Origin of the sequence: Streptomyces sp. NBC_01520 (genome assembly GCF_045040375.1) — a bacterium.
Lineage (GTDB): Bacteria > Actinomycetota > Actinomycetes > Streptomycetales > Streptomycetaceae > Streptomyces.
Genome location: NZ_CP109404.1, coordinates 558,299 through 579,637, shown reverse-complemented (window position 1 = coordinate 579,637; position 21,339 = coordinate 558,299). Strand labels below are relative to the sequence as shown.

Sequence of the window (21,339 nt, the reverse complement as noted above, 5' to 3'; positions counted from 1 at the left end):
GCCCGCAGAGGAACTCTCGGGCGGGCCACGAGAAATGAAGCGGCTCAGGGTGCAACCCGAGGGGTGTGCCGGCGCGTAGAGACCACGTAGCCAGAACACACCTGATTCTTGGGGGATCTTGACCATGCGCGTCTCACACTGTCCGGCCGCCGTGCGCTGCCTCACCGCTCTCGCCTTCAGCCTGGTCACCCTGACCGGGTGCAGCGGCGAGGGCGACGGCCAGGCGGCCGACACCGCACCCGTGACATCGGCGGCGCCTTCCGCGTCGGCCGACGGGACGGCCGCGAACACAGGGGCGGACGGCGGGGCGAAGCCGGACGGCACGTCGTCGACCGCTGCGGCCCCCTGGGCCGGCACCAAGCAGTTCGTGCAGATCGATGACGCCCGGACCGGCGACGGAGGGACGTACCTGTCGGTGCGGCCCGCCCAGAAGAAGGCCCACCCCCAATTCGAGGCATGGGTGATCGTCCCGGGCGAGGGGCCCTACACCGAGGTGCGCATGACAGAGGACGCCAAGGTGACGCTGTCGGTCCCGCTCGGCGACGAGAAGCACCCCGCGTCGTACTCCCAGGCCGATTTCGTCAGCCGGCTCACGGCCCGGCCGTCCTCGGCCCGCTCGCCCCTCGGGTACGACCTGAGTTTCGACGGGGAGGGGAGGGTGACCAGGCTGCAGTCGCTGTACACGCCCTGAACGCGGGGGCCGAGGACGGCCGTTGCCTGACCACGAGCACCGGCCGCGCGGTTCGGAGCCGCGGGTGCACGTGGCGATGATCGCGGTGTGACCGGGCCGCCGGGAGGTGGTCCGGTCACCAGCCGTGAGAACGCTGCCGGTTGCCCGGTCCTCAACACCCGGGCAACCGGCTCCGAAGACGGACCGCCCGGTCCACCAGCAGGTCAGATGGGGGCGTCGTCGCCGGTCCCTGAAGGCGCGGCGCACCGACGCAGGACCATGAGCGAGTCCTCCAAGGCCGCCACCATGGCGAAGGGGAAGCGGTCGAGCTCCACACAGAGTGCGACGTCGTCGGGATGGACCCCTTGACGCACCCCCTCCCTCAGCTCGGTGGCCGCCCGAGACACGGCAGCGCGGCGGAGGTACTCAGCAGCATCCGCCGTTCCGGCCTCGGTGGCTCTCCTGGCGATGTACTGGGCGCACGCCAGATCTTCATCGGCCTGTCCGTCCTCGCCGGTGACCACGAACGTGACACTGTCACCTCCGCGTGTCCGGAGAAGCCGAGCCGTTGCCTCCGCCACGACGAAGCCGGCGCACAGCACCAACCGCGCCTCCTTGACCGCCAGCGCGCCGACCGTCCCTGCCGTGGTCTTCTGCACGACGGTGCGTCCGCCGAGGTCGACGGACCGCAGCAGGCCGGGCGAGTTGACGGCGTCGAACCCGGGCGCGGGCGGACCGTCCTTGAGCGCCACCCAGTCCGGGTGGCGGGCCTTGAGCGCCAGGGCTTCGTCCAGCGACTCTGCAAGGACGATCTTTTCCGCCCCCTGGGCGAAGGCCCAGGCAGCCACGGTGAAAGCACGCATGACGTCGACCACGACCGCCACGGAAGGGGCCTCGACCAGATCAGGGATGCCGAGGAAACGAGTGTCCATTCCGGTCACGATCGCGCATGCCCGGCCCGAGGCACCGGGAGAGTGGCGCGCATCACGTCGGTGGTCGTCGATGGATGATTCGGTGAGGTCGCAGCGATGGGGACGATGCCGGGCAGATGCGGCCCGGCCCGCGGGGGCGACGGAAGTGCCCGCCTCTATGCTGGCCCGATGGTGTTGATCAGGCAGATCCAAGTGACTTTCGACTGCGCGGAACCGGAGCGCGTCGCGCGTTTCTGGTGCGAGGTGCTGGGGTACGTCGTACCGCCGCCTCCCGAGGGGTTCGCTACCTGGGACGACTTCGATCGGACACTGCCGCCGGAGCGCCAAGGGGCCTCGTTCGCCTGCCAGGACCCCTCAGGTGCCGGCCCACGGCTGTACTTCCAGCGTGTTCCCGAGGGCAAGGTCGTCAAGAACCGGGTGCATCTTGACGTGCGGGTCGGTACCGGGCTCGTGGGTGACGAGCGCCTGGCCGCACTCGAGTCCGAGTGCGCGCGGCTGGTCCCGCTGGGCGCGGTACGGGGGCAACTCCTGCTTGCCGACGGCGAGAACGAGTCGTGCCTCCTGATGCAGGACATCGAGGGCAACGAGTTCTGCCTCGACTGAGTGGCCGCCCCACGTGGCACCTCCGCGCGATTCTCCATCCGGGCCCTCGTCGCCGACACGCCTGAGCGCGTGCCGGTGACGAGGGCCGCTCCGTCATGCTCGGCGAGGAGCGAGGAGCGAGAGGCCGACCGGCGGGCGCCGCTGCGCTCCAACCGCCGGTCGAGAGCATTTCCGCTGAGCCAGGCGTTGTGCGCCCGAGCACCCCGGTGAACCCGCGGCGAGGATTTCCGAAGCGGGCAAGCGGTCCGAGTTGACTGTTTCCTTTCTTGTTCATGCACTTTTGATGGAAGAAAGTAAAAATTCGAACGCGCCGATCCCGTGCCCTCTCTTTGCGTGGGTCCGCCTTCCCTGCGTTCCCCGCCTTCCCCGTGTTCGCCGACTTGACGAAGTAGTGCGGACTTGCCGCCCGGATGAGGGGCGTACCGTCACCGGCTCCCGAGCCCGTCCGAGCCGCCTGAACAGCCGGAACGCCGGGCTTTCCGGTGCTGACGCAATTCGGCCGACGGGTCGGCGGGGTGGCCGGGCGCTCTTGTTGACGTCGGAAAACTGCCAGAAGGTGTCTCCTGTCCCTGCTGCAATAGTGCTCACAATCATTTGTGAGGCCCCACAACAGGACGGGATTCGTGTCCACAGCAACGACTACTTCCATCGACCCCGCTGAACTGCCGGCCAGGTCGCCACTCGTCTCGTGGCTGGCCGTTATCTCGGTGATGCTGGGTATTTTCTCGATCGTCACCACCGAAATCCTGCCGATCGGCTTGCTTACCTCCATCGGGTCGAGTTTCACCATCTCCGATGGAATGGCCGGCCTGATGATGACCATGCCGGGCTTCCTGGCTGCCATCTCGGCACCTCTGGTCACCGTGGCCACAGGGCGCATCGACCGGCGTCTCATGCTGGGGGCGTTCATCCTCCTGCTGGCGCTTGCGAACTTCCTGGCGGCAGCCGCTTCCAGCTACTGGCTGGTCCTGGTCTCCCGGGTGATGGTCGGCATCACCATCGGAGGGTTCTGGTCGATCGGGGCGGGGCTGGCCGGCCGGCTGGTGCCCCCGGAGTCGGTCGGCCGCGCCACAGCGGTGATCTTCTCCGCGGTGCCGCTCGGATCCGTGCTCGGCGTACCGATGGGCACGTTCATCGGGGACGTCGCGGGGTGGCGGACAGCCTTCCTGGTCATGGGAGTCCTGACCCTCGCCGTATTCGTCCTGCTGATCCTGGTGGTCCCGTCCCTGCCCGCGGAGGAGCCCACACGCCTGCGCGTGCTCACCGGCATGCTGAAAAGCGTCAACACCCGGTTCGCGCTGGTGATCACCTTCCTGGTCGTGCTCGCCCACTTCGGGGCCTACACCTACGTCACCCCCTTCCTGGAACAGGTGACACAGGTGGGCGCCGGGCTCATCACCGTGTTCCTGCTCATCTACGGGGCAGCCGGCATCGCCGGGAACTTCCTGGGCGGATCACTCGTGGCACGCCATCCGAGGGCCACCTTCGCGGCAGCCGCCGCGATGATCGCCGGGGCGACCCTGCTGCTCCCGGTGCTCGGCGGTAGCCGGCTCGGGGCGGTGAGCCTGCTGATCCTGTGGGGCATCGCGTACGGGGCCGTTCCGGTCTGCTCCCAGACCTGGTTCGTCAAGGCCTGTCCCGATTCCCCCGAGGCCTCCTCGGTGCTCTTCACGGCATCGTTCCAAGCCACCATCTCGATGGGCGCCCTGGCCGGAGGCGTGGTGGTCGACCGATCCTCCCCGTCCATGGTCATGGCACTCGCCGGTACGGCCGCGGTCCTCACCGTGGTGGCCATCGGCGTTCACCACGCCCGAAAGGTCACATGGCCCGAGCCGGCTCACCAGCCGTAGGGCGACCGCTCCTCACACGGGGCTTCTGCCCGACGTCCGGTCCGTCGCAGCCACCCCGCCGCGACGGGCCGGACCGGTGACCTGCACACACATCCCTTGTCCCACGGACACGGGCGCCCGTATCAGGCAGGCGTCCGCCGTTCTTCCGTTCAACGACCGAAGGAGTACGTCGCTTATGTGCGGCATCGCGGGCTGGGTAGATTTCACGCGCGACTTAGGACAGGAGCGCGCCGTCGTCGACGCCATGACGCGGACGATGGCGTGCCGCGGCCCGGACGACGAAGGGGTGTGGATCGACCGGCATGCCGCGATCGGCCACCGCAGGCTTTCGGTCATCGACCTGGAGGGCGGCCGTCAGCCCATGACGGCCGAGGAGAACGGACGCACACTCGCCGTCCTGACCTTCAGCGGCGAGATATACAACTACCGCGAGCTCCGGTCCGACCTCGCCTCCCGGGGACACCACTTCCGTACCCGCAGCGACACCGAAGTGGTGCTGCGCGGCTATCTGGAATGGGGGGAGGGGCTCGTCGACAAGCTCAACGGCATGTTCGCGTTCGCCGTCTGGGACGTCCGCAGCCAGGAACTGCTCCTCGTGCGGGACCGGATGGGCGTCAAACCGCTGTACTACTACCCGACGGCCGACGGGGTCCTGTTCGGCTCCGAGCCCAAGACGATCCTCGCGCACCCGGGCATCCCCCGCCGGATCAACACCGACGGCCTGCGTGAACTCCTCGACATGGTCAAGACCCCCGAGCACGCGATCTTCACCGGGATGTACGAGGTCCGGCCCGGCCACACCGTCCGGGTCCGCCGCGAGGGTCTGGTCAGGCGCTGCTACTGGGCGCTGGAGGCCAAGGAGCACACGGACACGCTGAAGCAGACCATCGACACGGTCCGCGGCCTGCTCGAGGACACCGTGAGCCGCCAGCTCATCTCCGACGTGCCCCTGTGCAGCCTGCTCTCCGGCGGACTGGACTCCTCCGCGATCACCGCCCTGGCCGCCAAGGCACTGGCCGCCGAGGGGGCGGGTCCGGTCCGCTCCTTCTCCGTCGACTTCGTCGGAGCCGAGGAGAACTTCGTCCCCGACCCCCTGCGCAGTACGCCCGACGCGCCCTTCGTACGGGACCTCGTCCAGCACGTGGCCGCCGAGCACAAGGAGATCCTCCTCAACAGCGACGATCTGAGCGACCCCGGGGTCAGGGCGGCCGTCCTCGCCGCCACCGACCTGCCCCCCATGTGGTACGGAGACCTGTGGCCCTCCCTCTACCTCCTCTTCCAGGCGGTACGGGAACGCTCCACGGTCGCACTCTCCGGCGAGTCCGCCGACGAACTCTTCGGCGGCTACAGCTGGTTCCACGACCCGGAGGTCCTCACCGCCGAGACGTTCCCCTGGCTGACCACGACGCCGGGGCCGTTCTACGACGGCACGCCGCTGTTCGACGGCGGCCTGCTGGGAACCCTCGACATCCCCGCCTACCGGCGCTCCAGCTACGGCGACGCCATCGCCGAAGTCCCGGTCCTGGCCGGTGAGACCGGTCTGGAGAAGCGCATGAGGGAGATCAGCTACCTCAACCTCACCCGCTTCCTCAACACCCTCCTGGACCGCAAGGACAGGATGAGCATGGCCGTCGGACTGGAGGTGCGCGTCCCGTTCTGCGACCACCGTCTCGTCGAGTACGTCTTCAACGCCCCCTGGGCCATGAAGACCTTCGACGGACGTGAGAAGAGCCTGCTGCGCGCCGCCACCCGCGACGTGCTTCCCGAGTCCATCGCACAGCGGGTGAAGGCGCCCTACCCCAGCACCCAGGACTCGGGCTACGAGAAGAAGCTCCGGGACAAGCTCGCCGAGGTCATCGGTCAGGGCAACGCGCCGATCCTGCCGCTCCTCGACCTGGAACGGACCCGCGGCCGCCTCGACGGAAGCATCAGCACGGCCAGCACGCAGATCACCCGCATCGACCTGGAAGTACCGCTCTGGCTCAACGCCTGGCTGGAGTCGTACGACGTCTCGATCGACCTCTAGCACCGCCAAGTACCGCTGGTACCGCGCTCCTGTCCGTGGCCGGCCCCCCTGAAGGCCACGGACACCCGTACCCCCGGCGGCCCTTTCCATCCCCGAAGGGCCGCCGGGCTCCTCCCTGCCCGCACAGCCTCGCGTAAGGAACCCTCGATGGCTTCCTCGTACGGTCCCCGTCCGCCCGCGGCACCGCAGGAACCCGCGCCCGAAGCCGGCTGGACCGACCGGGTGTCGGAACTGGCCGGTTGGCTCGACGGCATCCTGGCCGGGCTGCACGGGCTCGACCTCGAAGGTGTGGCACCGTCGTCGGCGTACAGCGCCGCAGGCACCGACTTCCGTACCGAGGCCGGAACGTCCCATGCTGCCCTGTGAGTTGACGGTCGAAGAGGCCGCTGCCGCCGTCGGCGGGCGCGAGTTGTCGCCCGTCGAGCTCGTCGAGTCCGTCCTGAACCGCTGCGAGGCGAGCGAAGAACGGCTCAACGCCTACGCCACCGTGGACGCGGACGGAGCGAGGAAAGCCGCCGCACAGGCGGAGCGCGAGATCCGCGAGGGTGACTACCGTGGCCCGCTGCACGGCATCCCCTACGGCCTCAAAGACGTGATCGACACCGCCGGGATACCGACCACGGCCGGTTCACGGGCGTGGGAAGGCCGTGTACCGGGCCAGGACAGCACGGTGGCCGCCCGGCTCGCGCGGGCCGGTGCCGTGCTGGTGGGCAAGACCCAGACACATGAGTTCGCCTACGGCCTGCTCACCCCGCAGACGTTCAACGCCTGGCGGGCGGAGCGTACGGCCGGTGGATCCAGCGGGGGATCGGCGGTCGCGGTGGCCGCCGGTTCCGCCCTCTTCGCCCTCGGCACGGACACGGGAGGCTCCGTACGGGTTCCGGCGGCGCTGAACGGCGTCGTCGGCCTCAAGCCCACCTACGGGCTCGTCCCCTGCGCCGGGGTCGCCCCCTTGTCATGGTCCCTGGACACCGTCGGCACGCTGACCCGGACGGCCGAGGACGCCGGCCTGGTGCTGCGGGTCCTCGCGGATCAGGTGCACCAGGCCCCAGGGACACCGCGCCGGTCCGCCGGGACGCGCGGTGACCTGCTGGGCCTGCGCGTCGGCGTCCCGGCCGCCTTCTTCTTCGAGCACGTCGATCCGCAGGTGGAAGGGGCGGTCCGGCAGGCCATCGAAGACCTCCGGGCGCTGGGCGCCACGACCGTGCCCGTGGTCCCGCCCCTCACGGAACACATGGAGGCCACCCACTGGGGGCTGATGGCTCCGGAGGCGTCAGCCGTCCACGAGCGCGGACTGCGGGAGGTGCCCCACCTCTACGGGCCGGACGTACGTCTCCTGCTGGAGGCGGGAGCGCACATCCGGGCCCAGGACCATCTCCGCGCCCAGCGCTCCCGCACCCTGATCCGTCAGGCCTGGCTCGGCCTGTTCGACGAGGCCGACGTGATCGCCGCACCCACCGTGCCCCTGACCGCGGTGCCACGGGACCAGGACACCGTCAACTGGCCCGACGGCTACACCGAATCGGTCACCTCCGCGTACGTACGGCTCTCCGCACCCGGCAACGTGACGGGGTTCCCCACGCTCTCCGTGCCCGTCGCGCGGGACTCGGACGGCATGCCCATCGGCATGCAGCTGATGGCCCGCCCGTTCGACGAGTCCACCCTCCTGCGCACCGGTTCCGTATTCGAGAGGTCCCGGGACGACACGGGACGGCCAGCCCCCGCGAACGGGACCGGAACACATCGCTGACAACCGCGTACGCATCGCCCACTGCACACCGCATACTGCCGCTACGCCCTCGCCGAACGGGCACCGAGCACCGAAAGGGACCCCGCATGAACACCGGACCGTCGCCCCTGCCCGCCACGACGGCGAACGCCTTCTACCACGACCTGGGCGACGGCCGCTTCGCGAGCACAGCGGCCACGGCGGGACCCTGGAGCGCCAAGACCCAGCACGGCGGTCCACCCTCCGCACTCATGGGCCGAGCCATGGAACAGCACGCCCCCCGGCCCGGGATGCGCATCGCCCGCGTCACCGTGGAACTCCTGCGCCCGGTGCCCGTCGCGGATCTGGAGATCCAGGTGCGGACCGTCCGCTCCGGCGGCCGTACGGAGATCCTGGAGGGCGAGATGACGTCGGAGGGCGCCCCGGTGCTGGTGGCACGCGCCTGGCGGCTGGTCACCAGCCCACCCGAGACGCCGTCACTGTGCCCCGCGCCGGCGGCGCCGGAACGGCCGGGCCCGCAGGCGCCGCACACCATGGCCGACGCCCACCTCGACGGCTATGTCGCGGCCATGGAGTGGCGCTTCGAGCCCGGCAAGGGTTTCGACTCGCTCGGTCCCGGGACCGCCTGGGTGCGCCAGCGCATCCGGCTCGTCGAGGGCGCACAGGACACCCCGTTGACACGGGCACTCACGGTGGCCGACAGCAGCTGGGCCGTCGCGTTCGAACTCGACCACCACGCGGGACTCGTCATCAACACGGACATCACTCTCGCCCTGCACCGCGACCCGGTGGGCGAGTGGCTGTGCCTGCGCTCGGACACCGCGGCGAGTCCCGCCGGTTCGGGCCTGGCCCTCGGGCAGCTCGACGACGCCACCGGCGACTGCGGCCGGGTCCTGCAGACCCTGCTGGTCACTGAACGCGGGACCCGCAGCTGAACAGGGGGCGCCTCGGCGCGGCCGGCTGCGGGACAGGGCCCGCAGCCGGCCGCGCCGACGTGTCGTGGCTCAGCCGGGCCAGTCGACGAGCAGGCTCCGGGGCCCGCGGAACGAGACGTTGGCCGGGAAGTCGAAGTCCTGGTCCGCCACCATCCGTACGTCCGGGGCACGCTGGGCGAGCAGGTCGAGCGCGATGCGCGCCTCCATCCGCGCCAACGGGGCGCCGATGCAGTAGTGGATGCCCTTCCCGAAGGCGAGATGGCGTCGGGCGTCGCCCCGGGTGATGTCGAAGCTCTCCGGTTCCTCGAAGTGCTTCGGATCCCGGTTGGCCGCTCCGAGGAGGATCAGGACCTTGGCCTCGGCGGGGACCCGTACGCCGCCGACATCGACCGCACGGGTGGTGATCCGCCGCCACGCGGGAATGCTGCTGTCGTAGCGCAGCAGTTCCTCGATCGCCTTGGGGATGAGCGAGCGGTCCGCGCATATGGCGGACCACTGCTCCGGGTCGGACAGCAGCTGGCGTATCGCGTTGCCGGTGAAGCTCGTCGTGGTCTCGTGGCCGGCGAAGCTCAGGCCGTACGCGACGTTGGTGATGTCGGCCAGCGACAGCGCGTCCGGATCGGCCAGGTGGATCCGGATCAGGTCGCTGGTGAAGTCGTCGACCGGCTCCGCCGCCCGCCGGGCGACGAAGTCCTCGCAGTACTTCCAGTAGTGCGTCATGTTCGTCGCGATCTCACGCTGCTCGTCGGCGCTCGGACGGCCCCAGCTGAACGCGATGCGATTGCCGCACCAGCCCTTCAGCATGTCCATGTCCTCGTCGGGGAACCCGATGAAGGTGAAGATCATGTACGCGGGCAACGGGTAGGTCAGCGCCGCCACCAGATCCACCTGACCGGGCTCGACGGCATCCACCAGCTCGGTCGCCTTGGCCCAGACCTTCGGTTCCAGGGTGGCGATGCGACGGGGGGAGAAGCCCGTCATGTTGTGCTTCCGGATGCGTGTGTGGCGGGGCGGGTCACAGTCCGACATCACCGGGTAGGCGTGGAAACCCTCCTTGAGGATTCCCTGCGCCTCCTCCGACATCGGAAAGACAGGGCGCTGCCCCACAGCCGCGGAGAATGTCCCCGGGTCCTTGAGGACCGCCTCGATGTCGTCGTACCGAGTGATCACCCACATGTCGATCGCCGCGGCGTAGAAGGCCGGAACCTCTTCACGTACAGCGGAATGAATCGGGTAGGGGTCCGCGATATACGGTTCGCCCAGCGGGTCGAAACTGTGATGTACCGGGCACGATGCCGCCGTGTTGGTCGATGTCATTGCACAACCTCCTGGACTCGGTCATCCAATTGTCTTGTGTTTCATCGGACTTGAAAACGTCATAATGGTGAACCCCGTTATAGGATTTGCTCATGACCGACAGAATCAGTCTGCGTCAGCTGCACTACTTCGTGGCCTGCGCGGAGGCCGGGACCATGACCGGGGCGGCCCGCCATCTGTACGTGTCCCAGGGCGCCGTGTCCGTCGCCATCGCACAGCTGGAAACCCGGATCGGCGTACAGCTGCTGCTCCGCTCCAAGGCCAAAGGGCTGGCCCTCACCGAAGCCGGACGGCATCTCCTCCCGGAAGCACGCGCGCTGCTCGCCCGCACCGACGAACTCCAGTCCGGCATGCGGGACATCGGCCAGGCGCCGGCCGGGCGGCTGGTGATCGGCTGCTTCACCACGATCGCGCCGTTCCTGGTCCCCGGGCTCCTGGAGGAGTTCCAGGCCGCCCACACGCGGGTGACGCTCGACTTCGTGGAAGGCTCCCTCACGGACCTGCAGGGCCTCCTGCGTGAAGGGCGGTGCGAACTGGCCGTGCTGTACGGCGTGGACATCCAGCCCGGGGTCGACTTCGACACGCTCTACGAAACACGGCCCCACGTGCTGCTTCCCTCCGGGCACCCCCTGGCGGAGCAGGAGGAGATCCGGCTCGCGGATCTCGCCGGCCTCGACATGATCGCGCTCGACGTCCCGCCCAGCCTGAGCTACTTCACCGACGTACTCGCCTCGGCCGGCGTCACCCCGGTCGTACGGCACCGCACGGAAAGCTTCGAGATGGTCCGCAGTCTCGTAGCCCGGGGCGTCGGCTACTCCCTGCTGATCCAGCACCCCAGGCCCGACGTCAGCTACGAAGGGCGCGCGCTGGCGGTCCGGCGCATCAAGGACACGGTGCGCCCGCTGCCCGTCGTGCTGGCCCGCCCGACGGGCAGCAGACTGACCCGCCGGGCCGCCGCCTTCGCGGCGTTCTGTCATGCAAACGCCTCCGCCTACGCGGCGGCTGTCTGACAGGGGGAACGCGTGGCACAGGGATTTCGCCCGGAATCCTCTTTCGGTGACTTTCTCAAGCGGGAGCCTGAAGAGGCTCGGCCTCGACCACTGCGTGATCCCTGGAAAGCGTGTCGTGTTCGCGTGAACCGCCGGGAGATCCCAGTACGTCGAAGATCTCGCGGTCGGCGACACGGTAGGAATGCATTTCCTCGGGAAGATCGTCCTCGTAGAAGACGGCCTCCACCGGGCAGACCGGTTCGCACGCCCCGCAGTCGACACATTCGTCGGGGTGGATGTACAGCTTGCGGGGACCCTCGTAAATGCAGTCGACAGGGCATTCGTCGATGCACGCCTTGTCCTTGATATCGACGCACGGCTGGGCAATCACATAGGTCATGACTCGCTCCGGATTCGACGGACCGGACGGCTGACGGGCCGGCCGGAAATTCACGGTCCAGGTGTCGCCGCCGGACGCAGGCCGACGGAGGCGTCCCACACCTCGGCGAGCGTGCCGTCCCGGAGCACCACGAGGTGGCGCCCGGCGGAGGCGGAACCGTCCAACGGCACCGGCACGCCGTACGCGCGCTCCAGCGGAACGGTCGTCACCAGAGCCAGGCCGACGTCCGCACTCCGGGTGAACTCCGGGCCGTCGGTGCCGACGACCAGGAGACTGCCGACGGTCGCCAGCTCGACGGGGAAGGCGCCGTCCAGCCGGATGCGGGTGTCACAGCGGGTGCCCAGGGCCGTCTCGTACAGGGCGACGGCTGCCGGGAACGCCGAGGCACTCACCACCCTGCGGACGAGCAGGACCGGCTCCGCACCGCGGACCGCAGGGCGGGAGGAGGGACGCGGACGCTCGCCCGGCTGCGGCCGGTGCTCGACCAGCTCGGCGACGGTCCCGTCGGGGTAACGCACCCGGGCACGACTGCCGGGGAGGATCGTCTCGGGCGGTTCGAGGACCGTGGCCCCGGCATCACGCAGACGGTCCAACTGCCGCGTCAGAGCAGGCACGATGACGGAGTGCGCGGTCCGCCGCTGGATGTCGGTGAACGGCCTGATGCTCGCGATCAACAGCATGTTCCCCACCGCCGCGAGTTCGAGGCCGCCGAAATCCGGGATGGGCATACGAAGATCCGCGGCGGTCCCGGTCAGCTCCTCGTAGAAGCCGATCCGCCCGTCGAGGTCGGTGAGGTGGATGAGGGAACGGGCGAGCAGACGGGGGCGGGACAGCACGGCGGAGTCCGGGGTAGCCCGGAACCACCGCTCAGGCAGGGGAGTGGTCTTGGGTGCTGCCGACATGAACCGGTACCTTCTCTCTTCGGTCGGACCGGGCGAACCGCAGGGGCGGCAGGTACGGGAGGACGGGCGGAGCGCGGGCAGCCCCGTGCCGCGCCCGGCACCTCCGTACGAGGCCCCCTAGGCATCCCGCGCGTGCGGGGTCGGCCCGGCGCCCCACCACCGGTCCGCACGCAGCCCCCAGGCGGACAGTTCCTCGCCCACCAGGCGGGCCAGGGACGAGCCGTCACCGAAGTGGTCCGGCATGCCGGTGACGGTCACCGCCATCCTGTCGCCGGTGCGGACCAGACACAGCGACGCGCGAATGCGGGCCCGGTCCGCCACCACACCGGGCACGTTCATGGTCCGTACGGCGACGCCGTCCGCCGGCCGCCCGGTGAAACGGGCCACCGCGTCGGGCGTCCGGCCGAAGTTGGAGGCGACGACATCGGTCTGCTGCGCCCCCGGTCGCAGCAGCCGGTGAGAGCGCCCGGCCGGAAGCAGATGCCACAGGGCCTCCGGGACCAGAGTGCTGCCCCGCTCTCCCGTGCGGCTCAGCAACTCCCTGGTCGCGTCCCGGGTCCGTCGGAGGCCGGAGTGCCGCGGGGGGCCGCCCTGGACCGTCAACGGCAGGACGACCAGGGCATTGGCCCGCCCGTCGTCCTTCGATTCCCGCAGGGTCATCGGCAGCCCCACCTCGATCGGCGTGGGGGCGCCCGTGCGGACGGCGGCGCGGACCAGATTGGCGGCGATCTCGATGAACAGGCTGTTCACCGTCCCGCCCCGGGCGCGGGCCTTCTCCTCCCACGCGATCGCGTCCGTCTCGACGATCAGCGACGTGAAGAAGCGCGGTTCACCCGCGACCGGCGGACCCGCCGGAGGCCGGCGCAGTGCCGCGGCCAGTCCGGCCCGTTCGGCGGGACTGCCCAGAAGGCGCGGCAGCCACCGAGCGGTGTCGACGCCGGCACGTGCGGCCTGCCGCAGGACGTCGACCGCGTCACCCAGCGGGCCTGAAGCGTCCGGCGGGCGGCCGGAGGCGATGGCGGCTTCAGGCACGGTCCGGTCCGGCAGACCGCCGGAGGCGATGGCGTCGAAAATGCCCAGTCCGTCGCAGCGGAAGTGCGGCACGGCCAACGAGACGACGCTGCCGCTGCCGTACGGTGCGGCGGCCAGCCGCCACAGCGCGCTCGATCCGGGCGGCAACGGAACCCTCACCTCCCGGTCGGCCCATTCCATCAGCGTGTCGGCCGTCACCGGTCGCGCGGTGGTGTCCAACCGCTCCGTGTTGTGGGCCCGGACCCAGCTGCGCCGCGCTCCCGGGACCCGTGAGAGGGCCGCCCGGCGGCTGAGACGACCCTGGTCGAGGCGCTCCCATTCCGCTTCGAGCGTGTGACGGGGCACCGGACGGTCGAAGGACCACAGGACCTGCACGATCCGGCTGGAGCCGAGGGTGTCGGCCGCGGCGTGCAGCATTTCGTCGGTGGGGTTGAGGCGTACGGCGCCGGGCATCAGGCCATCGCCTCCCGCAGCAGTCCGGCGGCGCGCTCGCCGACCGCGGGCGCCAGTTTGAAGCCGCCGCCGTTCCAGCCCGTCGCGGTGACCAGGCCGTCCACCTCGGACCGTACGCCCACCGAAGCGGGCCCCTCCGGAGACATCGCGTCGTAGGCCGCCACGCCGCCCACGGCCGAGGCTCCGGCCAGTTGAGGGAAACGCGGAAGCAGGATGTCGCGGACCCGTTCCACCTCCTCGTGCGGAACGTCGCCGCGCACCGTGGCGGGCACACCCGTCAGCGGCGAGAAGGCACCCGCCAGCACGACGGACGCGTTGTCCCACGGGCGCAGCCACGCACCGGTGGCCCGGTCGACGACCGCCGGCAGCGCGAGGGACGACGCCCCGTCCTGGAGCCGGAAGAGGCAGTAGCCCACCGCCCGGGTGTGCAGCGGCAGATGGACGCCCACGCCCGCCGCCAAGGGAGTGCTGCCGGTACCGGCCGCGAGCAGGACGGCCCGTGCCCCGACCGTGCCGGTGTCCGTCCCCACTCCGACCACGCGGGCACCCGAGGTGAGCAGGTGCGTGGCACGTGCTCGTAGAACACGCAGGCGCGTCCCGGCGTCCTCGACCATGGCGGCGGCCACGTCGTGCACCGGCAGCCAGCCGGCCTCCGGCTCGTACACGGCGTACTCGCCCGGGACCGCGCGCAGCCCGGGGAAGCGCACGCCGATCCTGTCGGCGGCGAGGATCTCCGCCCGGTTCCCCGCTCCCAGGAGCGATGCCACCCGGGTGAGGGCCGCCGCACACTCGCCGGGCGCGAGGAAGGTGAGGCTGCCCCGGCCCCTTACGGCGGGCCATCTGCCGTGCCATCCCCGCCTCCGGTAGACGGCCAGTCCGGCGGACGCGAAGTCCTCGTCGCCGTCGGACGGGGCGAAGGCGCGGACGAGACCGCCGGAGACACCTGTGGCGCCTCCGGCGATGCCGGCCTCGTCGACCACGGCCACGCTGAGGCCGGCGGCGGTCAGCCGTTCGGCCGTGGCCAGCCCGATGATGCCCCCGCCGACGACGGCGACGTCCGCGGTGACGCCGGGGTGGCTCACGGGGAGGTCCCGGAGGCCACTAGTTCCTCGTGGTCGCGCACCAGGTCACGCTGGAGCGAGTCGGCGATGTCCGTCGCCCGGACGGACAGCATGGCCAGGGCACCGGCGTCACCCATGCCGTGGCTCGCCTCGCAGAGCCCGTTCAGATAGATCCGGAGCGGTTGCGGGCTGTCCGCAGGGGACTTGAGCTCGATCGAGTAGTCCCGTGCGACCACGGGGACGCCGTCCTCGTCGAGCGGCAACCGATGCGCGATGCCCTCCAGGAGTGGGTGGTACGGCTCGTCGCCCTGCTCACTGCCGAAGTCCCGGAAGCCGGTGGCCAGGATGACCACATCCGCGTCGAGGGTCTCCTCGGTGAGGTGGTTGACGTCCCGCAGCAGCAGACGCTGTCCCTGTCCTTCGGGCCGGCTGACGACCACCTCGGAGAAGGGTTTCATCAACAGCCTTTCGGAGCCAGTCAGTTCGTACTCCCGCTGTACGCCGGCCAGGCGGTCGATGACGTCCTGGTCGCAGGCGGCGTAGTTGACGGAACGCAGCTCGTCGCGCAGCCTGCGCTTCTTCGCGCTGGACAGGGGGTGGAAGTAGTCGACGAACTCGGGCAGGAACACCCTTCGGCTGTACGGGCTGGTGTCCTTGAGGCGGAACCCGATGTTGCGGTGGACGGAGACGACCTGCCGTATCTGAGGGCGCGCCAGCAGATCGAGGATGATCTCGATCGCGCTCTGGCTCGCACCGACCACCACGACGCGCAGGGGCCTGTCGCCCAGTTGCCCGAGGGACGAGAGGTATCGCGTGGAGTGGAAGACGCGCGGCCCGAGACTGCGCTGGAAGGCGGGCGGGACACGGGGCGACCGGCCGGTGCCGACGGACACCGTCCGGCCGAGGTATTGGCCGCCGTCGTCCGTCTCCACGCGGAACACCTCCCCGCCGTCGTCCCCCTGGACGAGGGAGAGCCCGACGGCCGAGCGGCCGTAGTCCACCTGCTTCCGGAAGGCGCCGGCGACCCAGGTGAGGTAGTCGGCGTACTCGCGGCGCAACGGGAACTTCGCGTTCAGATGCAGATAGTCCGTCAGCGAGCCCCGGGACGCCAGGTATTTGATGAAGGTGTGCGGGCTGGCCGGATTACGTGGCATCGCAAGATCGCGAAAGGGATTGTTCTGGATGTCCGCCCCGGACAGCAGTTGCTCGCGCTGCCACTGGAAGTCGGTGGACCGTTCGATGAAGTGGGCGGTCCCGGCGCGGTCGCGCTCCTCGAGCGCGACCGCCAGCGAGAGGTTGGCGGGCCCGAACCCCACTCCCAGTACCGGATGGATCGTTTGGCTTGTCACGGTTCACGCATCCTCGACTTGTCGTGTATGCAGGAACGTCGTACGGCATCGGTGAACTGCGCCGGTCAGGTGCTCAGGAGCGCCGTCTCGGTGATGAGGTTGGTGCCGTCCACGTGGACGACCCGGGACTTGTGGTCGGCGACCTCGTCCGGGGTGAGCTGGGCGTAGCTGATGATGATGACCTTGTCGCCGGTCTCGACGAGGCGGGCGGCGGCCCCGTTGACGACGACCTCGTTGGCGGCAGGCCGGCCGAGGATCGTGTAGGTCTCGAAGCGGGCGCCGTTGTTGATGTTGACGACGTGGACGAGTTCGTGGATCCCGATGCCGGCCGCGTCGAGCAGTTCGGGGGAGATGGTGATGGAACCGACGTAGTTGAGATTGCTGTCGGTGACGGTGGCCCGGTGGATCTTCGAGTTCATGAAGGTGCGCAGCATGGTGGAACTCCTGTCGGTGGGAGGAGAGTTGGCGCGAGGGGTGTTCAGGTGGTGGCCGATCGGCGCGAGGGCCGCTCAGGTGGTGGCCGGCTCCGCGGCCGGGATGCCGGCGGCGGTGGGGGTGGGGGCGGGCGGCACGGTCAGGCCGTGGAACGCGCCCACCGGTGGTGTGGCGAGGTCGGAGAGGAGAGGCGGCTTGCCGATGGTGGACTCGGCCGAGAAGGCCGTGGAGATGTGTTCGCTCAGGTCGGGGGTGACCGGCCAGCCCAGGGTGCGCAGCGTCCAGAGGAACTGCAGCGCTCCGGCCACGTCGCTCTCGTCGTCGGGCCGGATCCCGTCGCAGCGCAGTGCCAGTACCTCCAGATGCAGGGCCACGGCCTCCGCCGCCCGTCGCACGCTGAAGTTCTCCAGCCGGTAGGCGTCCTCGAACCGGCCGCGTGACGCCTTGGCTGCGGCGGCCCACCAGGGTGAGGGGGCCGCGCCGATACGCCGGCCGGTCAAGGGCTTGAGGGCGTCGACGATGGCGCGTAGCGGGGCGTCGTAGCGGGCCTCGATCGTCGCGGCGGCGATGGGTTCGCTGAACTCGGCCTGCTGGAGCTCCGGGCTCGTGAGGCCGAGCACGAAGCGGGCACGGTCGCGCCCGACGGTTTCGAGGTAGTCCTTCGCCCACCGCACGTCGCCCTTGCTGGTGGAGAACTTGCGGCCCTCCAGCATGTAGTACTGGTTCGTGACGGTCCGGGTCCTGGGCAGCGAGATCGACATGCCGTGGCGGGCGGCGAGCATCGCGAGAGTCACGTACACGAAGGCGTTGTAGAAGCCGTTGTCGATGCCGATGAACTGCACGAGCTCGTCGCACGGGGCGAACGGGTCCATGCGGGCCTGCTGCAGCCAGTACACGTGCCCGACGTAGATCTCCGGCCAGGCGTTGATGGCCTGCGGCTGTACGTCGGGCCCGTCCCAGTCCACCGTGATTCCCCAGGCGGTGGGGTAGGTGAGGGGGATGTAGGGAAGACGGCTCGCGAGGGTGTCGGAGACGACCTTCGCCAGGTCGGGGCGGAGCTCCACGTCTGTCGTGCGGTACCAGTTGGTGATCATCGACCGGTACCGTTCGAGATCCAGGACCCAGACGGAGACGGCCTTGGCCGGCAGCGCGGACGCCGTGTCCGCGACCGGGAGCAGGGCTCCGGGCAGGTTGTAGAGGCCGCAGGCCTCGCACACTCCGGCGCGTGCGTGGGCCAGGCAGGTGGGGCAGCGGCCGGTGACGAACGCCTCGGCCTTGTACTCGCCGGTCTCCGCGTCGTACGGCAGCTCGATCTCACGCAGGTCGAAGGCGCCGTGCTCCCACAGGAGGGTGAAGAAGCCGCGTACGAAGGCGGTGTACTCGGCATCCGGCCGTTCGAAGAGGTCGACATCGACGCCGGCGAGATCGAGGGACCGGGTGACGCTGTCCAGCGCGTGCTGGATGAGGGCCTCGGGGATGGTGCCGAGCCGTTCGGCCGTGGTGACGACATAGGTCTGGTTGTCGTCGGTGCTCGTTGCGAAGGCCACGTCGTGCCCCAGTATCTTCTGGGACCGGGCGCAGACGTCGCTGTTCAGCACGGGTCCTGCCAGATGGCCCAGGTGCAGGTCCCCGTTGGGGGTCGGAGGAGAGAAGGTGACGTTGATGCGCCGCTGCGGGGACGGGGCGCCGTCGGAGGGATCGGTCATCGTGCGTCCTGCTTCTCGTCCGCGGGCTGGAGCCAGTAGATGCTGACGAACGACAGCGGCTGGGAGCCGCTGGTGTTCGTGACCACGTGGTCGGTGCCGTGCGGGATGTAGACGACGTCTCCGGGCGTGATCGTCCGCTCCTCGGTGCCGACCCGCAGGTACCCCTCACCACTGATGAAGATGAACGTCTCGTCGGTGGCGTGGCCGTGCGGCGTGCTGGACTCGGTGGGGCGGATCGAGCACAGGGTGCTGTTCCAGGGCGGCGTGACGACGTCGTTCCAGGGATAGAGCTCACGGATGTCGCAGCCGTTCTTACGGATCCGGAGGTCGTCGGCATCGGTCTTGACGTGCATGAGTGGTTGCCTTCCTTCTCGGTACGGCGGTACGGCGGTACGGCGGTACGGGCGGGCGCCCGTGGTGTTCCGGGGCGGATTTCGGGGCGGACTATTTCAGCGCGAACAGCCGCTGAATGGTCTCGGGTGCGAACGATTCGTCGGGGACGCCGAAGGCCCCCTGGAAGGTGGCGAGCCGGGAGCCTGCCAGGACCGGGTCGGTGGGCCAGGCCTTGGCGTACGTCTTGCGGCGGGCCGCGCCTTCGGGGCCGAACGTCATGTACATCGTGGTCCTGACCGCTCCGGAGATACGCAGTCGGCGCATGCGCTCCTCGCGTTCCTCCCGGTACGGGGCCAGCGCCTCGGGCGACCAGACGGTGTGCGAGCGCAGGGCGTCCCGTACCAGGCGGGCGTCCCGCAGCGCGATGGACAGGCCCTGTCCCACGACCGGATCGCTCCACCCGGCCGCGTCACCGATCAGGACGCCGCCGGGCACCACGGGCGAGTCGGTCCAGGCGTCGTTCATCGGGTAGAAGGCGCAGGACTCGGAAGGGGTCGCCGAGGCGAACATCCCGCTGTCGGGTATGCAGCGGAACCGGAAGGCCTCCAGGAAGTCGGCCTGGCGGTTCGGACCCGAGAAGCGGCCCTTCTGCGCGACGTCGTGCAGCAGATACAGCCGCGCCCGCGCACCTTCACGGGGGAACACGAAGTAGAGGAGGTCCCCCTCGGTGCCGATCGAGGTGACGTTGACGGGCCAGTCGTGAAGGTCCTCGACGAGCATGCCGCCGCCGAGCGAGTTCGGTGGTGTCTGGGTCAGGGATACACCGAGCTGGCGCCGTACGGTCGAGGTGCGGCCGTCCGCGCCCACGATCATCCGGCACGGTACGTCGTACTCGACGTCGTCGTACTCGTAGCGGACGACGGGATTCGCGCCGCCCGTCACGGTGACGTCTCCGATTCCGCGCACGACCGTGGCGCCCGCTTCGGACGCGGCGGTCGCAAGGGCCTCGCAGGCCTCGGGGTGGCCCACGTCGAGCACCCCGCGGATACCGGGAATCATCTGGTCCAACGGGATGGCGTTGGCCTGTGCGACCTCCGGGTCGACGATCTCGTCGTAGCCGACGAAGCGGTCGACGTAGGTGCCGCCGGCCTTCAGGAGGCATTCCTCCAGGCCGAGTTGGAGCAGCTCCACGACACCCCAGCAGTTGATCACCTCGCCGCGGACCTTGTCCCGGTAGACGGTCTGCCGCTCCAGGAGCAGCACCTGGTACCCGTCTCCCGCCAGTGCCGCCGCGAGGGCGGAACCGGCGATACCGCCTCCGACCACCACCACGTCCATACGTTCGGCTGTCGCCATGGAACCCTCCACAGAAGACTTTTCAAGGCGTGACTGCGCGGGCTGCCCCGAGGGCGGGCAGCCGGAAATCCGAGCTGGTGGAACCGATGGGGCTGTCCCGGGCGAGGCCGTGACGGAGCATGGCGCGAGGGCTGCGTCGGGCGGCCTGCCCTGCGGTACGGGCACGGGCAAGCAGTGGACCAGCGGTGGGAGACCCTGGTCCCGTTACGGGAAGGCGGCTGTCAGCTCGGCCCGGAAGAGCCGCGCGGCTGCTTCCCGGCTTCCCTCACACCGCCGGTCGTAGCGGATCCGCGGCGAGGACCGCAGGGGGTGCGACGGCGGACCGTGTCCGGTGAAGTCCTGCTCATAGGATCCGTCGCCACCACGCTCACTCCTCGAAGGTGTGTCGTTCGCGGTGTCCACAATCCGGGTCGCGGTCCGGGGCGGCAATGCCGACTTGCCTAAATCGTCCACCGATTTCGCACTGCAATACGAATGGCTGGCATCTTTGATCGATCAGGGTCCGGAGGCCGGGGGACGACAGATGCCGTACTGGATCATGTCCCAGACCTGCTTGAGCTCGTCGGCCGTGCTCGGTTCGCGGTCCCTGGCCGGCGGGTCCTCATGTTCGGCGCGTGCACGGCACTCGACCCCGACCGTGAGGTACGTCGACAGCGACACCAGTGACGCGGGACGCACCCCCGCGTTCAACTGGCCCTGCAGATAGGCGTCTTCGAACAGATCCTGCGCAGAGATCATCCAGGAGGCCGTCCACGACAGGTTTTGCTCCGGGCGCTCCCGGCTCAGCCGGGCCGCGGAGCGCACGGTCGACTCCGCCTCCAGTAACCGGGCGAGTTCGAGCATGAGGTCGATGGCACGGTGAAGCGCGGGAGCCGGGCGGGCCGGCATGCTGTCCAGCGCCGCCCGGGTGATGATCCGCCCCTGCGACTGAACGGCGTCCGCCAGCTCGGCCTTGGTCGAGAAGTGAAAGGTCAAGGCGCCGATGGTGATTCCGGCGGCGCGGCAGACCCGGTTGAGCGAGGTTCCCTCGTAACCATGCCGGTCGAACTCCTCCGCGGCGGCGTCCAACAACGCCTGCCGGGTGCGTACGGCACGTTCCTGCCTCACCATGCGTGTCTCCGCCTGTGCTTGTCGGCCATGGGAAAGAGGTCGCCGCCTTCCGTCGCCGCCCCAGGCGCGGTGACACGCCGCGGGTGGGGCGCCACCGCGTTCCGCGAGGCGGGCCGAGTCCGGCCGGTGCTGTCCCGTGGTGCACGGCTGC

General features: G+C 69.8%; 20 protein-coding genes. 8 read left to right on the top strand and 12 right to left on the bottom strand.

The annotated features are described in order from the left end of the window. The first annotated feature begins 124 nt into the window (after window positions 1-124). Window positions 125-691 (top strand): hypothetical protein, encoded by a 567-nt coding sequence (locus OG524_RS02445; protein ID WP_405808821.1) that lies wholly within the window; start codon window positions 125-127, stop codon window positions 689-691. A 203-nt stretch (window positions 692-894) separates the two neighbouring features. Here the strand turns inward: OG524_RS02445 and OG524_RS02440 are convergent, their stop codons facing one another. Then, window positions 895-1,602 carry a 2-phosphosulfolactate phosphatase gene (locus tag OG524_RS02440; protein WP_405392633.1) on the bottom strand — a complete coding sequence of 236 codons (708 nt, stop codon included), beginning with the start codon at window positions 1,600-1,602 and terminating at the stop codon, window positions 895-897. A 168-nt stretch (window positions 1,603-1,770) separates the two neighbouring features. Between OG524_RS02440 and OG524_RS02435 the strand changes: the two genes are divergently transcribed. The 6 genes from OG524_RS02435 (at window position 1,771) to OG524_RS02410 (ending at window position 8,745) form a co-directional block, all read left to right on the top strand. Further along, window positions 1,771-2,205 carry a VOC family protein gene (locus tag OG524_RS02435; protein WP_405392634.1) on the top strand — a complete coding sequence of 145 codons (435 nt, stop codon included), beginning with the start codon at window positions 1,771-1,773 and terminating at the stop codon, window positions 2,203-2,205. A gap of 623 nt (window positions 2,206-2,828) precedes the next feature. After that, entirely contained in the window at window positions 2,829-4,055 is a 1,227-nt protein-coding gene (locus OG524_RS02430) for an MFS transporter (protein ID WP_405808819.1), read from the top strand. Window positions 4,056-4,230: 175 nt separating this feature from the next. After that, window positions 4,231-6,081, top strand: a complete 1,851-nt coding sequence (gene asnB, locus OG524_RS02425; RefSeq protein ID WP_405392636.1) for an asparagine synthase (glutamine-hydrolyzing) — start codon at window positions 4,231-4,233, stop codon at window positions 6,079-6,081. A 147-nt stretch (window positions 6,082-6,228) separates the two neighbouring features. Beyond that, window positions 6,229-6,447, top strand: coding sequence for a hypothetical protein (locus OG524_RS02420; RefSeq protein WP_405392637.1), 219 nt, complete (start codon window positions 6,229-6,231; stop codon window positions 6,445-6,447). Next, on the top strand, window positions 6,434-7,831 hold the full coding sequence (locus tag OG524_RS02415) for an amidase (RefSeq protein WP_405392638.1): 1,398 nt from the start codon (window positions 6,434-6,436) through the stop codon (window positions 7,829-7,831). Before OG524_RS02420 ends, OG524_RS02415 begins: the two co-directional genes overlap by 14 nt. Window positions 7,832-7,917: 86 nt before the next feature. Next, window positions 7,918-8,745 (top strand): thioesterase family protein, encoded by an 828-nt coding sequence (locus tag OG524_RS02410; protein ID WP_405392639.1) that lies wholly within the window; start codon window positions 7,918-7,920, stop codon window positions 8,743-8,745. Window positions 8,746-8,814: 69 nt separating this feature from the next. On the opposite strand, the gene OG524_RS02405 is transcribed toward OG524_RS02410, so the two are convergent. After that, window positions 8,815-10,062 carry a cytochrome P450 gene (locus tag OG524_RS02405; RefSeq protein ID WP_405392640.1) on the bottom strand — a complete coding sequence of 416 codons (1,248 nt, stop codon included), beginning with the start codon at window positions 10,060-10,062 and terminating at the stop codon, window positions 8,815-8,817. 92 nt (window positions 10,063-10,154) lie between these two features. On the opposite strand from OG524_RS02405, the gene OG524_RS02400 reads away from it, so the two are divergent. Beyond that, a complete protein-coding gene (locus OG524_RS02400) occupies window positions 10,155-11,072 on the top strand; it encodes a LysR family transcriptional regulator (protein ID WP_405392641.1) in 918 nt (305 codons plus the stop codon). Window positions 11,073-11,127: 55 nt separating this feature from the next. Here the strand turns inward: OG524_RS02400 and fdxA are convergent, their stop codons facing one another. From fdxA to OG524_RS02350, 10 genes are all read right to left on the bottom strand, one after another. Beyond that, a complete protein-coding gene (gene fdxA, locus OG524_RS02395; RefSeq protein WP_405392642.1) occupies window positions 11,128-11,451 on the bottom strand; it encodes a ferredoxin in 324 nt (107 codons plus the stop codon). 50 nt (window positions 11,452-11,501) lie between these two features. Then, complete coding sequence (locus tag OG524_RS02390) at window positions 11,502-12,353, bottom strand: VOC family protein (protein ID WP_405392643.1); 852 nt, start codon at window positions 12,351-12,353, stop codon at window positions 11,502-11,504. Window positions 12,354-12,470: 117 nt separating this feature from the next. Then, on the bottom strand, window positions 12,471-13,838 hold the full coding sequence (locus OG524_RS02385; RefSeq protein ID WP_405808815.1) for a hypothetical protein: 1,368 nt from the start codon (window positions 13,836-13,838) through the stop codon (window positions 12,471-12,473). Then, on the bottom strand, window positions 13,838-14,920 hold the full coding sequence (locus OG524_RS02380) for an NAD(P)/FAD-dependent oxidoreductase (protein WP_405808813.1): 1,083 nt from the start codon (window positions 14,918-14,920) through the stop codon (window positions 13,838-13,840). Before OG524_RS02380 ends, OG524_RS02385 begins: the two co-directional genes overlap by 1 nt. Next, window positions 14,917-16,248, bottom strand: a complete 1,332-nt coding sequence (locus OG524_RS02375) for a SidA/IucD/PvdA family monooxygenase (RefSeq protein ID WP_405392646.1) — start codon at window positions 16,246-16,248, stop codon at window positions 14,917-14,919. Before OG524_RS02375 ends, OG524_RS02380 begins: the two co-directional genes overlap by 4 nt. Window positions 16,249-16,313: 65 nt before the next feature. Then, window positions 16,314-16,682, bottom strand: a complete 369-nt coding sequence (gene panD, locus OG524_RS02370) for an aspartate 1-decarboxylase (protein ID WP_405392647.1) — start codon at window positions 16,680-16,682, stop codon at window positions 16,314-16,316. Window positions 16,683-16,757: 75 nt separating this feature from the next. Next, window positions 16,758-18,389, bottom strand: a complete 1,632-nt coding sequence (locus tag OG524_RS02365) for a class I tRNA ligase family protein (protein ID WP_405808811.1) — start codon at window positions 18,387-18,389, stop codon at window positions 16,758-16,760. Continuing rightward, window positions 18,386-18,742, bottom strand: a complete 357-nt coding sequence (locus OG524_RS02360) for a cupin domain-containing protein (RefSeq protein WP_405392649.1) — start codon at window positions 18,740-18,742, stop codon at window positions 18,386-18,388. The genes OG524_RS02365 and OG524_RS02360 overlap by 4 nt, the downstream gene beginning before the upstream one ends. A 91-nt stretch (window positions 18,743-18,833) precedes the next feature. Beyond that, window positions 18,834-20,078, bottom strand: coding sequence for an NAD(P)/FAD-dependent oxidoreductase (locus OG524_RS02355; RefSeq protein ID WP_405392650.1), 1,245 nt, complete (start codon window positions 20,076-20,078; stop codon window positions 18,834-18,836). A gap of 495 nt (window positions 20,079-20,573) precedes the next feature. Next, entirely contained in the window at window positions 20,574-21,188 is a 615-nt protein-coding gene (locus OG524_RS02350) for a TetR family transcriptional regulator (RefSeq protein ID WP_405392651.1), read from the bottom strand. Window positions 21,189-21,339: the final 151 nt, after the last annotated feature.

Excerpts from the sequence above, each read along its gene's own strand:
- OG524_RS02405 (WP_405392640.1), bottom strand. The coding sequence starts at position 10,062 with ATGACATCGACCAACACGGCGGCATCGTGCCCGGTACATCACAGTTTC.
- panD (WP_405392647.1), bottom strand. The coding sequence starts at position 16,682 with ATGCTGCGCACCTTCATGAACTCGAAGATCCACCGGGCCACCGTCACC.
- OG524_RS02400 (WP_405392641.1), top strand. The coding sequence starts at position 10,155 with ATGACCGACAGAATCAGTCTGCGTCAGCTGCACTACTTCGTGGCCTGC.
- OG524_RS02390 (WP_405392643.1), bottom strand. The coding sequence starts at position 12,353 with ATGTCGGCAGCACCCAAGACCACTCCCCTGCCTGAGCGGTGGTTCCGG.
- OG524_RS02360 (WP_405392649.1), bottom strand. The coding sequence starts at position 18,742 with ATGCACGTCAAGACCGATGCCGACGACCTCCGGATCCGTAAGAACGGC.
- OG524_RS02415 (WP_405392638.1), top strand. The coding sequence starts at position 6,434 with ATGCTGCCCTGTGAGTTGACGGTCGAAGAGGCCGCTGCCGCCGTCGGC.
- OG524_RS02365 (WP_405808811.1), bottom strand. The coding sequence starts at position 18,389 with ATGACCGATCCCTCCGACGGCGCCCCGTCCCCGCAGCGGCGCATCAAC.
- OG524_RS02420 (WP_405392637.1), top strand. The coding sequence starts at position 6,229 with ATGGCTTCCTCGTACGGTCCCCGTCCGCCCGCGGCACCGCAGGAACCC.
- OG524_RS02440 (WP_405392633.1), bottom strand. The coding sequence starts at position 1,602 with ATGGACACTCGTTTCCTCGGCATCCCTGATCTGGTCGAGGCCCCTTCC.
- fdxA (WP_405392642.1), bottom strand. The coding sequence starts at position 11,451 with ATGACCTATGTGATTGCCCAGCCGTGCGTCGATATCAAGGACAAGGCG.
- OG524_RS02355 (WP_405392650.1), bottom strand. The coding sequence starts at position 20,078 with ATGGCGACAGCCGAACGTATGGACGTGGTGGTGGTCGGAGGCGGTATC.
- OG524_RS02445 (WP_405808821.1), top strand. The coding sequence starts at position 125 with ATGCGCGTCTCACACTGTCCGGCCGCCGTGCGCTGCCTCACCGCTCTC.
- OG524_RS02435 (WP_405392634.1), top strand. The coding sequence starts at position 1,771 with ATGGTGTTGATCAGGCAGATCCAAGTGACTTTCGACTGCGCGGAACCG.
- asnB (WP_405392636.1), top strand. The coding sequence starts at position 4,231 with ATGTGCGGCATCGCGGGCTGGGTAGATTTCACGCGCGACTTAGGACAG.
- OG524_RS02350 (WP_405392651.1), bottom strand. The coding sequence starts at position 21,188 with ATGGTGAGGCAGGAACGTGCCGTACGCACCCGGCAGGCGTTGTTGGAC.
- OG524_RS02385 (WP_405808815.1), bottom strand. The coding sequence starts at position 13,838 with ATGCCCGGCGCCGTACGCCTCAACCCCACCGACGAAATGCTGCACGCC.
- OG524_RS02410 (WP_405392639.1), top strand. The coding sequence starts at position 7,918 with ATGAACACCGGACCGTCGCCCCTGCCCGCCACGACGGCGAACGCCTTC.